Origin of the sequence: Methylopila sp. Yamaguchi, from assembly GCF_002897035.1 — a bacterium.
Taxonomy (GTDB): domain Bacteria; phylum Pseudomonadota; class Alphaproteobacteria; order Rhizobiales; family Methylopilaceae; genus Methylopila.
Genome location: NZ_BAUX01000019.1, coordinates 80,805 through 91,857, shown reverse-complemented (window position 1 = coordinate 91,857; position 11,053 = coordinate 80,805). Strand labels below are relative to the sequence as shown.

10 protein-coding genes are annotated in these 11,053 nt (G+C 67.7%); 4 read left to right on the top strand and 6 right to left on the bottom strand.

Annotation, left to right across the window (positions count from 1 at the left end; all coding sequences use genetic code 11):
• Positions 1–305: 305 nt before the first annotated feature.
• Positions 306–1,067, bottom strand: a complete 762-nt coding sequence (locus METY_RS18420) for an SDR family oxidoreductase (protein ID WP_103122843.1) — start codon at positions 1,065–1,067, stop codon at positions 306–308.
• A 61-nt stretch (positions 1,068–1,128) separates the two neighbouring features.
• Positions 1,129–2,343, bottom strand: a complete 1,215-nt coding sequence (locus tag METY_RS18415) for an MFS transporter (RefSeq protein ID WP_103122842.1) — start codon at positions 2,341–2,343, stop codon at positions 1,129–1,131.
• 99 nt (positions 2,344–2,442) lie between these two features.
• Between METY_RS18415 and gcvA the strand changes: the two genes are divergently transcribed.
• Both gcvA and METY_RS20930 read left to right on the top strand, forming a co-directional pair.
• Positions 2,443–3,348, top strand: a complete 906-nt coding sequence (gcvA, locus tag METY_RS18410; RefSeq protein ID WP_103122841.1) for a transcriptional regulator GcvA — start codon at positions 2,443–2,445, stop codon at positions 3,346–3,348.
• 394 nt (positions 3,349–3,742) lie between these two features.
• Positions 3,743–4,915 (top strand): calcium-binding protein, encoded by a 1,173-nt coding sequence (locus tag METY_RS20930; RefSeq protein ID WP_146035761.1) that lies wholly within the window; start codon positions 3,743–3,745, stop codon positions 4,913–4,915.
• A gap of 327 nt (positions 4,916–5,242) precedes the next feature.
• Here the strand turns inward: METY_RS20930 and METY_RS18390 are convergent, their stop codons facing one another.
• Genes METY_RS18390 through METY_RS18380 form a run of 3 tightly spaced genes read right to left on the bottom strand, consistent with a single transcriptional unit; the run spans position 5,243 to position 8,564 of the window.
• A complete protein-coding gene (locus METY_RS18390) occupies positions 5,243–7,435 on the bottom strand; it encodes a xanthine dehydrogenase family protein molybdopterin-binding subunit (protein WP_200819731.1) in 2,193 nt (730 codons plus the stop codon).
• Positions 7,432–7,920 carry a (2Fe-2S)-binding protein gene (locus METY_RS18385; protein WP_103122837.1) on the bottom strand — a complete coding sequence of 163 codons (489 nt, stop codon included), beginning with the start codon at positions 7,918–7,920 and terminating at the stop codon, positions 7,432–7,434. Before METY_RS18385 ends, METY_RS18390 begins: the two co-directional genes overlap by 4 nt.
• Positions 7,921–7,958: 38 nt before the next feature.
• Positions 7,959–8,564, bottom strand: coding sequence for a class I SAM-dependent methyltransferase (locus METY_RS18380; RefSeq protein ID WP_103122836.1), 606 nt, complete (start codon positions 8,562–8,564; stop codon positions 7,959–7,961).
• A gap of 279 nt (positions 8,565–8,843) precedes the next feature.
• On the opposite strand from METY_RS18380, the gene METY_RS21150 reads away from it, so the two are divergent.
• A complete protein-coding gene (locus METY_RS21150) occupies positions 8,844–9,008 on the top strand; it encodes a hypothetical protein (protein ID WP_160147390.1) in 165 nt (54 codons plus the stop codon).
• 171 nt (positions 9,009–9,179) lie between these two features.
• Here the strand turns inward: METY_RS21150 and METY_RS18370 are convergent, their stop codons facing one another.
• Entirely contained in the window at positions 9,180–10,079 is a 900-nt protein-coding gene (locus tag METY_RS18370; protein WP_103122834.1) for a LysR family transcriptional regulator, read from the bottom strand.
• A 90-nt stretch (positions 10,080–10,169) separates the two neighbouring features.
• Here METY_RS18370 and METY_RS18365 point away from each other — a divergent pair, with 90 nt between their 5' ends.
• Entirely contained in the window at positions 10,170–11,003 is an 834-nt protein-coding gene (locus METY_RS18365) for an SDR family oxidoreductase (RefSeq protein WP_103122833.1), read from the top strand.
• Positions 11,004–11,053 lie beyond the last annotated feature (50 nt).

Here is an 11,053-nt window from a genome sequence, read left to right as displayed (position 1 = left end):
AGCATCCTCCCCGCCGAAAACAACGTCCGACCGTTTCCACTCAGCGCAGAACGCCTGCCTCCCGCGATCGGGACGGCGCGCGCAGGGGCCGCGGTGGCGATGGCGATGGCGAGATAAATCCAAAGGCCGCAAAATTTCGGGATCGGGTCTGCATCGCGCCGTACAAGCGTCCCCACGCCGGTCGACAGATCCGAATGCTGGTGACCGCCGAGGAATCGGCGGTCACCTTGCTTTCGTTCCGTCGAGCTGACCGAGCTCGATGGATAGAGAGCGTCTGGGGCTGGAGCCGGTGGCGCCGCGCGCCGTCACTTACCGCCCGTAACGTCCAAGGTCGTGTTCGTGACGAAGGACGCCTCCGGGCCCGCGAGCCACAGGATCGCTTGCGCGACCTCTTCAGGTTCGCCGCCGCGCCCCATCGGGATCGAGTCCTTGAGGCGATCCACGCGGCCGGGTTCTCCGCCGTCGGCGTGCATGTCGGTGTAGATGTGCCCGGGGCGAACGCAGGCGACGCGTATGCCCTCGCGCGCGACCTCCTTGGCGAAGCCGGTCGAGAAGGTCTCAAGGGCGCCCTTCGAGGCGGCGTAGTCGACGTACTCGTTCGGGCTGCCGAGCTTCGCCGACGCGGACGACACGTTGATCACGACGCCGCCCGGCCCCCCGTGACGGTACGACATGCGTCTCGCCGCCTGTTGCGCGCAGAGGATCGGCCCGATCGCGTTGACCGCGAATATCCGCTGGATGCGGGCGAACGCCAGGTCCTCCAGACGGCTCTGCCGCGCGATGATCGCGGCGTTGTTCACCAGCACGTCGATCCGGCCGAACGTCCCGTCGATTGCCGCGAACAGCTGAACGACCTGGGCGGGATCGGCGCTGTCGGCGCGCACGGCCAGGGCGCGACGCCCGGCCGCTTCGACGTCGGCCGCCACGGCGAGGGCTGCGGCCTCGTTGGAGAGGTAGCTGATCGCGACGTCGTAGCCCCGCGCGGCGGCGAGCCGCGCGGTCGCCGCGCCGACGCCGCGACCTCCGCCGGTGATCAGAATGAGCGGCGCCTGCGCTGCGGTGTCCATCGTGCGAACCTTCCTGCGGTGACGTGACTGGGAACCGGCAAGAACGATCGGAGGCCGGCGGCTAGGATCTGCTGTCCGGAAGCGTCGGCCCGACGACCGTTGCGGCCGATCGACCGAGCATGAGGCCGGACGGCAGGGTCATCAGCGCGGTTCCAACGGCGCAGGCCATGCCCCACCCCCAGCCGACGGCGTCGCCGACGACGCCGAACAGGACGGGCGCCAAGGCGCCTGCGCCGATGACGGCCGTGTAGAAGACGGCGAAAGCGTGCTCGACCCGCCCGTCCGGCGCGATCTCCGGGACCGTGCCGTAGAGCGCCGAGGACGTCCCGTTCAGCGCGATCCCCACGAACGGCATCAGGGCGAGCGCCGGCGTCAAAGGCAGGGCCATCGCCGCGAGGATCAGCGCGACGGTCGCGCCTTCCGTCAGCAGCACGGTGCGCGTGACGCCGAGGCGGTCGCCCAGCCAACCACAGGCGAACTTGCCAATGGCTCCGCCGAGGAACACCGCGGTGAAGGCGCCGCCGACGGTCGGCAGCGTCGCGCCCTTCGCCTGCAGCATGAAAGGCAGGAACGTCAGGAAGCCCATGCGCGCCGCGGTGTCCAGCGCGCCGATCGAGCAGAGCAGCGCGAAGCCGCCGCGGCTCCCGGCGCCGCCGACGGAGCGCGCGGCGCCGGTGTCGTCCGACGCGCGGATCGCCGGCATGAGCGCCACGGACGCCGCAGCGACGAGGCCGATCGCGGCGATCAGCCAGAGAGTCGGACGCCAGGGCGTCAGGGTCACCAGCAGCGAGGTGAGCGCCGGCAACGCCGCCTTTCCCAGATCTCCCGTGAAGTTGTAGGTCCCGAGGGCTCCGCGCGCCCGGTCGCCGAAGGCGCGCGACACCGCGGCCGAGGCGACGGGGTGCTGCGTGCTCGACCCCGCGCCGGCGAGCGCCAGGCTGGCGCCGAGACCGAGCGCGCCGCCGGACAGACCCGCCAGCGCATATCCTAGGGCGGCGAGAACGGTGCCTATCGCCAGGATGGCGCGGGAGCCGAACCGCTCCGCGAGCCGCCCGGACGGCGCCTGCAGCGCGGCCATGGCGCCGGCGTAGAGGCCGCGAAGAAGCGCGAGCATGGTGTAGCTCAGGCCGAACTCGGTCTGCCAGACCGGCAGAAGCACGTAGATCAGGTCGGTGTAGCCGTCGTGGAGCGCGTGCAGGACGCCAGCGACAAGCAGCGTCCGGTTCGCGCCCCTCCGGGAAGAGACGTCGACAGCGGGGGGTTGAAGCGGTTTCATGCGCGTCCGGAGTGACGAGGAATTGTCACAGGTTGCGCGTCGGGGCTCCCCTCGACAAACGACTTATCCTGACCCTTCGCGTGAGAAAAGCTGACACGAATGAGCCGCCGGCTGCCGCCCCTGAACGCGTTGCGCGTGTTTGAGGCCGCAGGCCGACGCCAGAGCTTCACGCTCGCCGCCGAGGAGCTGAACCTGACGCATGGCGCGGTCAGCCGGCAGATCCGGGCGCTGGAGGACTGGTTCGGCCGACCGCTTTTCGTCCGGAGCCACCGGCGCGTGACCCTGACCGAGAGCGGCGCCGCCTATCTCGCGGAGATCGGCCCCGCGCTGGACCGGGTCGCCGCGGCGACCGCGCGGCTGGTCGAGCGCGGCTCTGGCCGGCTGCTCCGCGTGAACGCGCTCGCGACCTTCACGCTTCGCTGGCTCATCCCGCGGCTGTCCACCTTCCAGCTCGCCCATCCCAGCATCGAAGTGCGGCTGACGACGTCGAACGTCCCGCTCCGCGACCTCAACGAGAGCTATGACGTGGCGATCCGCGGCGGACCGGACGTGGTCCCCGGCCACGTCGCCCACCGCTTCCTTTCGGAAACGCGCATCCCTGTCTGCAGTCCAAGGCTGCTGGAGCGCCTGCCGCTGCGGAGCCCCGGCGATCTTGCGCGACACACCTTGCTCCATGCCGCGACCCTGCCGGGCGTGTGGCCGCAATGGCTCGCCGCGGCGCGGGTCCCAGACCTCGCCCCCGCCGGCTCCGTGACGTTCGAGCACTTCTACCTGACGCTTCAGGCCGCGCTCGACGGCGTCGGGGTGGCGATGGGCCCGACGGCGCTCACCGCGGACGACGTGAGCGCTGGACGCCTCGTGATCCCCTTCGCCGAACCGGCGCTGCCGGCGAGGAGCTACTTCGCCTATGTCCCTGAGGTTCGCGAGGACGATCCCGCGGTGCGTCGCTTCCGCACCTGGCTTTGCGGCGGGAGCTGGGCGGCAAAAGACGGCGCAGATCGATGATCCACGGAAGACCGGGGAGACGGCTGACCGGTCAAGCTGTCCGCCCGCCACACGCAGAATATGGGGACTTGATAAATCCATCTTCAGCGCTAATCGGCCCGATTAACCTCAGCTATACTGCAGGCTTTCGCGGACCTTACGGAGTCCAAGCTACGCAATTAGTCGTATCATTCAACGGTTGACGGCGCCGGGACGAGGTGACTGTCTTTCACTCATACCCTCGCAAACCATTGGTATTAATAATATTTTTGTTGTCATTTGATCACTAACGGGTACAGCAAGGACTAAATATCGTTCCACATTTGAGTAAAATCCTACGCGGCCGCGTAAAAAGCCGGTAATTTTCGGTTGATCACTATCCTGACGCCAACAACGCGGATGGAGTGACTCCAAAATGGCTACGTACAACGCCGGCTCATCGGGCGGATTCGACAATCGTGATTTGTGGATCAACAATACGGGGCAGTCGACCGGCGAGACATTCGCCGGCCAGACGAGCTCTTCCGGCAGTATCCTCACGGGGAATGCTCAAGCGAATTACTCAGAATACACTTTCACGGCGAACGGCCTGACCTACCGTTACATCGGCGAGTTCACGGCCGAATTCTCCGGCTCTCTCCTTTCAGGCACCACGAGCGCCAGCGGCACCTATGACCGCATCGTTGTGATGGACGGGAACGAGGTCGTCGCCGACTACTCCGGAAAGCCGACGGCCGTCGACTTCGGCAGCGAAGCGACCGGCCTCATCGGCAACGTCACGGGGCTGCTCGATCTCGTCGGCGACCTCCTTGGCGGCGAGGGCGCCCAGGCGATCGAGAACCTCCACCTCGATGCGACGCCGAACCTGCCGGCGAAGGCGTTTGCAGGGGCGGATCACTTGGTTGGAGGCGACGGCGCCGACGAGCTGTTCGGCTTCAACGGGAACGACGTGATCGTCGGCGGGGGCGGAGCCGACACGATCGACGGCGGGGCCGGCGTCAACACGCTCAGCTACGCAGGTTCGGACGGCAAGGTCTCGGTCAATCTCGCCACCGGCACCGCCTCATATAGCGATGCGGCGGGCGACACCTTCTCGAATATACAGAACCTCACCGGCTCGTCGTTCAACGATGTGCTGTCCGGAGACGCAGGGGCAAACGAACTCCGGGGCGGCAACGGAAACGATCGTCTGCTGGGCCGGGACGGCAACGATCGTCTCATCGGCGGCGCCGGTGACGACATCATCACCGGCGGAGACGGCGTCGATACGCTCTACGGGCAGTCTGGGGCTGACGTCTTCGACTTCAACAATGTGCGAGAAAGCGGCTCCGCCGCCGACACGCGCGACACCATCGCAGACTTCAGCTCGGCGCAAGGCGACAAGATCGACCTCTCCGACCTGGATCAGAATGACGAACTCAGCTTCATCGGAACGTCCAAGTTCAGCGGCGCGGGGGGCGAAGTCCGATATCAGGTCTACGCCAACGCGACCGTCGCGTTCGTCGATCTCGATGGCGACAAGTCCGCCGACTTCTCGGTCAAGCTGGCCGGCCTCGGCGGGGTGACCGCGGACGATTTCATTCTCTAAGAAGCCGGGCCGCGCGGCGATCCATCCATACGCGCGCCGGCCTCTTAGCGCCCCGCTCAGCTGCGGTTGAGCGGGGCGTGACCGTCCTCATGCCTCAGAACGGATCGCTAATGGATTGCAGGGTTTGGGTGCAGCCAGACAATCGCGCTGTCGTGGCCGCCAGTTGCGAAAGAGTTCCTGTGAAAGGACAGCGCTTAAACCTCCGCGTCTCGGACCGCATTATTTCAGTCGAAGTGACAAAGGTCTTTCCGATTATCGACGAACGTGGCGTCGTCCATCTTGAAGCGATCGAGTTGGGCGACGACTAGGAAGACCTCGCCCGGGGGGTCAGAGACCCGCATTCAGCGGCTCGCCGACGCGCCCGAAGGGAAGCGCTCGCGTCGGGACCCCGGTCAGCGCCAGGATCGCGTTCGCGACCGCCGGCGCGATCGGCGGCACGCCCGGCTCGCCCATGCCGGTCGGCCGGGCGGTCGAGCGGATGATGTGCGTTTCGACGGCCGGCATCTCGTTCATGCGCAGGAGCGGGTAGCCGTCGAAGTTGGTCTCCTGGACGAGGCCGTCCTTCAGCGTGATCGCCCCGTGGAGCGCCGCCGACAGGCCGTAGCCGACCCCTCCCTCCATCTGCGCCGCGATCTGATCGGGCGAAATCGCGATCCCGCAGTCGACCACGGCGACGACGCGACGAACCGACGGGCGACCGCCGGCGAGCCGGACCTCGGCGACCTGGCCGACGACCGTTCCGAAGCTTTCATGGACCGCCATGCCACGCGCCCAGCCGGGCTCGAGCCGTTCGCCCCAGCCGGCCCTGCGGCAGAGTTCGTCCAGCACGACGAGCCGCCGGGTCGCGTTCGCCTTTTTGTAGAGCGCGCGCCGGTACTCGGCGGGATCGCGGCTCGCTCGCCGCGCCAGCTGGTCGACGATGTGCTCCATCACCATGGCGGTGTGGGAATGCCCGACCGATCGCCAGAACCAGACCGGCGTAGGAGCGCTCGGCGCGAAGATCTTTCCGTCTATGACCGAGGCGGTCGCGAAATACGGGGAGTCCCGCACGCCCTCGACGGTGAAGTCGTCGCCGATGGGAAACAGCGCCTGAGCGACCACGTGATGGCGCCAGCGCGCAGGAAAACCGTCGGCGCCGGTCTCCACCCATGCACGGTGGTGCGCCATCGGCCGGTAGTAACCGCCGGTGATGTCGTCCTCGCGCGTCCAGACCAGCTTGACCGGCCGCCCGTTCGTGCGCTTGGCGATCCGCAGGCATTCTATGAGATAATCCGCCGACAGGACCCCGCGGCGGCCGAACGAGCCGCCGGCCGGCAGCACCCTGATCTCGACCTTCCCCGGAAGCGTCAGGGCGACGCGGGCGGCCTGCACCTGATCGATCGTCGGCATCTGCGATCCCGAGATGATCTCGACGTTCCAGCCGTCGATGCGGGCGACGCAGTCGAGGGTCTCCATGGGAGCGTGGGCGAGATAGGGAAAGTCGAACGCGAACTCCACGGCGCCTTGGCCGAACGCGGCGTCGGCGTCGCCTGTGGTCTGGAAGGCGCTTGGCTTCACGTCGGACCGGCCGCCGGCGATGTCGTGATACCAGCGCACCAGCTCAGGCGAGGAGCGCGTCTCCGCCTCGCTGTCGTCCCACTCCATCCTCAGCGCGTCACGACCGCGACGGGCCGCGAACGTGGTCTCGGCGACGACAGCGACGCCGCTCTCAATGGCGAAGACGTCGACGACGCCCTGCACCTTGCGCGCGTCCGCGGCGTCGAACGCCGTGAGTTTGCCGCCGAAACGTGGGCTGCGAGCCACCATGGCGATCAGCATGCCGGGCGCCTGGACGTCCTGCGTATAGATCTGCGCCCCGGTGCTCTTCGCAGCGCTGTCCTTGCGCCGCACACGGTCGGCGCCGATCAGGCGGTAGGCGTCGGGCGTCTTGAGGATCGGAGCCCGGGGAGGCTGTCGCGAGGCGTCTTCGAGGAGTTCGGCGAAGGACGCGGATTTGCCGGCGCCGAGTTCGGAGACGACGCCGTCCAGCACCATGATCGAGTGCTCCGGCACGTCCCAGCGCTGCGCGGCGGCGGCCACGAACATCCCGCGGGCGGCCGCTCCGGCGTTGCGCAGCGTGTCCCAGGCGCCCGCGACCGAGCCGGACCCCGCCGTGAATTGCGGACCATAGGCGCGGAAATTTCCCTGGCCTTCGACCACGCGGACCCGGTCCCAATCGGCGTCGAGTTCCTCCGCCACCATGGCGGCGAGGCCAGCGTGGATCCCCTGCCCCATCTCCTGATGCTTGTTCACGATCGTCACCCAGCCATCCGCGCCGATGCGGATGAAGGGCCCAAACACGCTGGGCTCCGGATCGGCGCCGCCGGCCTGCAGGATCGCGCCGATGACCTGCGTCGGATGGGTCGCCGTGTAGCCGACGACCAGGGAACCGCCCAGGAGCGATCCGCCGAGGATCATCCGGCGGCGCGTCATCTGCAGCCGTCCCTTCGGAGAGGTCGTCTCGGTCGCGGAGGCGCTCATGGCCGAAGGCTCCCGTTGCTCGCCTGCCTCTGCAACTGCCCGGCGGCGTCGTGGATCGCGGCGCGAATCCGGCCGTAGGTGGCGCAGCGGCAGAGGTTGCCGCTCATGGCTGCGTCGATGTCCGCGTCGGTCGGCGACTTCACCTCGCGCAGCAGCGCGATCGCGCTCAAGATCTGCCCTGACTGGCAGAAGCCGCATTGCGGGACGTCGCGCGCGACCCAGGCCGCGCGAACCGCCTCGGCCTCCGCGCCGTCCACAGCTTCGATCGTGACGATCTGCCCGGCGGAGGCGTCCTCCAGCAGCAGGGAGCAGGACCGCACGGGCTGGCCGTCGAGGTGCACGGTGCAGGCGCCGCACAGCCCAGCGCCACAGCCGTACTTGGTTCCGGTCAGCTTCAGAGCGTCGCGGATCACCCACAGGAGCGGCGTCTGGCCGTCGGCTTCGATGCGATGGACGTCGCCGTTGATGGACAAGGAATGGAGCACAGGGCCCTCCCTAGACTGCGTCGGGGACTGTTCGGGGATCAGCGCCAACCGGTGAACAGGCGGCGCTGCGAGCGGCGCTGGATGCGGTAGACGGACGCCGGCGGAACGTTGGCGAGCGCCCGGCCGACGCGCACCGCCTTGAGGCCGAGCCGATCGAGGATCGGCCTGGGAACGGGGCATGTGGGTCCGTAGGTGAATTGGTAGAAGGCGCCGCCCGGCTTCAGGTGGCTGAAGGCGCCGTCGAGGATCGCGATCACCTTGCGCGGCTTCATCGACAGAAGCGGGAGGCCGCTCACCACCGCTCCGGCCAGATCCCCGCCAAAGAGCTCGACGCCCCGCAGCCGCGAGGCGTCCATCCAGAGCGTCCGCGCGTCTGGAAAGCGGACGTCGAGCAGGCCGGCGAATTCGGAGCCGGCCTCGATCAACGCCAACTGACGTTCCGGCACTCCGCGGTCGATCAGGGCCTGGGTGAAGACGCCGGTGCCCGGTCCAAGCTCGATCACCGCGCCGGTCTCAGGGCCGATCTCCGCCGTCATGGCCTTGGCGAGCGTGGCTCCGGAGGGAAAGACGGCCCCGACGCGCAGCGGAGCGGCCAGCCACTCCCTGAGGAACGTGAAGGCGTCGAAAGTTTGCGTGGCGGTCATGAGGCTCGGATCCCGTTTGGGCGAAGCAGAAATCACGTTCGCCGTTTGCACGATGGGACCGTGCAACCTCAGAGCGTTGCGTTGGATTGCGTGATGTTAAGACTTGTTGCAGCCGGAAGACGTGTTGCACGCGTCTCGACCGCGAGGCGCCAACAAGTCTTAACATCACGCAATCCAACGCAACCGCGGCCTCTTCCAGATTGCCGTCATGTCAGCGACCAACTCCGCGTTACGCGGTTTCCCCGGGGCGCTGAACCTGACGATCGAGGAGCCAAGCCCATGCGTTCTAGAAAAGCCGCCGCCGTCTGCGTCGCCGTCGTGGCGCGAGCCGCAGTTCTCGGAGCTTCGCTGTTGCTGACTTCGGAGGCGACCGCGGAGAGATCGCAGGCGGATGACGGCGTGAAGCCGACCGGCGCGCTGCTGACCCCGGCGAGGCCCTCATGAAGCGCAACACCAAACGGATCGGGGCCCGATGGCTGTGGCTCGTTCTGCTGCCCCTGCCCCTGCTGATGGGCTACGCCGAGAGCGGCGATCCGCTGGCCGCCATGAGCCAGATCTCCAACCGAGCCGCCAAGGGCGATCGTCTCCCGATCCTAGGCGCCGACGGAGGCGCGCTCATCGCGCCTTCTCCGCGCCCTTCAGAACGTCAATGAACGCGCGAAGCGGCGACGGCATGTGCCGGTTGCGCGGGTAGTAGAGCGCCAGACCGGATAACGGCGGGCACCACTCCGCCAGAACGGCGACCAGCCGTCCGGATTTCATGAGCGACCGGGCGAAGTGTTCCGGCACGTAGGCGACGCCGCGCCCCGCCGCCGCGGCCTCGACCAGGAGATCGTTGTCGTCGAGGGTCAGATTGCCAGGAACGTCGACGGCGACTTCGACGCCGTGTCTCGAGAACTCCCAGCGGTAGCGCTTTCCGCTCGGCAGCCGTTGGCGGATGCAGGCATGAACCCTGAGATCGTCCGGCGTGTTCGGGGTTCCGCGGGCCAGAAGATAGGACGGCGCGGCCACGGCGACGAAGCGCACGTCGCCGCCGAAGGGCACCGCGACCATGTCCTGAGGGACCGCTTCGAGAAGGCGCACCCCGGCGTCGAAACCCTGTTCGACAATGTCGACAAGCCGGCCTTCGGATACGAGATCGAGTTCGACCCCAGGATTGAGCTCCAGAAAGCGCGGGATGACGTCGCGGAGCAGAATGCGCGCGCCGCTCTTGTTCGCGTTGATCCGCAGTTCGCCGCTCGGCGTCCCGCGCGCCTCGGACAGCGTATCGAGCGCCTGATCGAGATCCTGAAGGACGGGATCCAGGCGCGCGAGCAACCGGCTTCCCGCCTGGGTCAGCGAGACGCTCCGCGTCGTGCGGTTGAGCAAGCGGACGCCCAGTTTGCTTTCGAGCCCGATGATCGCGTGGCTGAGGGCCGAACGCGAGACCCCCATCGCGTCGGCCGCCTTGCGAAAGCTCCGGTGGCCGGCGACGGACGCGAACGCCGCCAGATCGTTCAAGCTCGGCCGCCCCATCCGTGAATATTCCTCACCAAGCCATCTCAGCCTGGCGATCTTATAGCGCCAATCCAACGTGGCTACCTTGGCGAAAGAGAGGAATTCGTGATGCCGAAAACATGGTTCGTCACCGGGGCGTCTTCAGGTCTCGGTCTTGAGATGGCGCGGCAACTGCTGGCCAAAGGTGAAAAGGTGCTCGCCACCACGCGTCGCTCCGAGGCCCTGTCCGGCCTGCGGTCGCAGTACGGCGACAGCCTCGACGTCGTGCCGCTCGATCTGACGGACGCCACGGGTTTGCTCGCCGCCGTCGACGGCGCGTTCCAGCGCCACGGACGCATCGACGTGGTGGTGAGCAATGCGGGCTACGGCCTGTTCGGCGCCGCCGAAGAGCTGACCAACGCGCAGATCGATGCGCAGATCGCCGCCAACCTCACCGGATCGATCCATCTGATCCGCGCCGCCCTGCCCCATCTTCGCCGACAGGGCGGCGGGCGCATCCTGCAGGTGTCCTCCGAGGGCGGACAGATCGCTTATCCCAGCTTCAGCCTCTATCACGCCACCAAATGGGGCATCGAAGGCTTCATCGAAGCCGTCGCGCAGGAAGTGGCGGGGTTCGGGATCACGTTCATCATCGCGGAGCCTGGCCCGACCGGAACGAACTTCGGCGCGAACCTCGTTCGCGCCGAAGCCCTGGACGTCTACGAGGGCACCCCGGCCGGGGCCATGCGACGCGCGATAGACGACGGCAGTTTCGTTCTGAAGGGCGACGCGGCGCGAACCGCGGCGGCGATCATCGCGGCGGCGGAAAGCGCCGCGCCTCCGCTGCGCCTGGCGTTGGGCAGCACGGCCTATTCTTCGATCTCGCAGGCCCTTTCGACGCGTCTGGCGGCCGTCGAGGCGCAGCGGGACGTGGCCTACGCCGCGGACCGTCAGGATCTCTGATCGCGCGCGATGACCAACTTGCGGCGACTGCACCACCGTCTAAGGGACAA

Excerpts from the sequence above, each read along its gene's own strand:
- METY_RS18420 (WP_103122843.1), bottom strand. The coding sequence starts at position 1,067 with ATGGACACCGCAGCGCAGGCGCCGCTCATTCTGATCACCGGCGGAGGT.
- METY_RS18415 (WP_103122842.1), bottom strand. The coding sequence starts at position 2,343 with ATGAAACCGCTTCAACCCCCCGCTGTCGACGTCTCTTCCCGGAGGGGC.
- gcvA (WP_103122841.1), top strand. The coding sequence starts at position 2,443 with ATGAGCCGCCGGCTGCCGCCCCTGAACGCGTTGCGCGTGTTTGAGGCC.
- METY_RS20930 (WP_146035761.1), top strand. The coding sequence starts at position 3,743 with ATGGCTACGTACAACGCCGGCTCATCGGGCGGATTCGACAATCGTGAT.
- METY_RS18390 (WP_200819731.1), bottom strand. The coding sequence starts at position 7,435 with ATGAGCGCCTCCGCGACCGAGACGACCTCTCCGAAGGGACGGCTGCAG.
- METY_RS18380 (WP_103122836.1), bottom strand. The coding sequence starts at position 8,564 with ATGACCGCCACGCAAACTTTCGACGCCTTCACGTTCCTCAGGGAGTGG.
- METY_RS21150 (WP_160147390.1), top strand. The coding sequence starts at position 8,844 with ATGCGTTCTAGAAAAGCCGCCGCCGTCTGCGTCGCCGTCGTGGCGCGA.
- METY_RS18370 (WP_103122834.1), bottom strand. The coding sequence starts at position 10,079 with ATGGGGCGGCCGAGCTTGAACGATCTGGCGGCGTTCGCGTCCGTCGCC.
- METY_RS18365 (WP_103122833.1), top strand. The coding sequence starts at position 10,170 with ATGCCGAAAACATGGTTCGTCACCGGGGCGTCTTCAGGTCTCGGTCTT.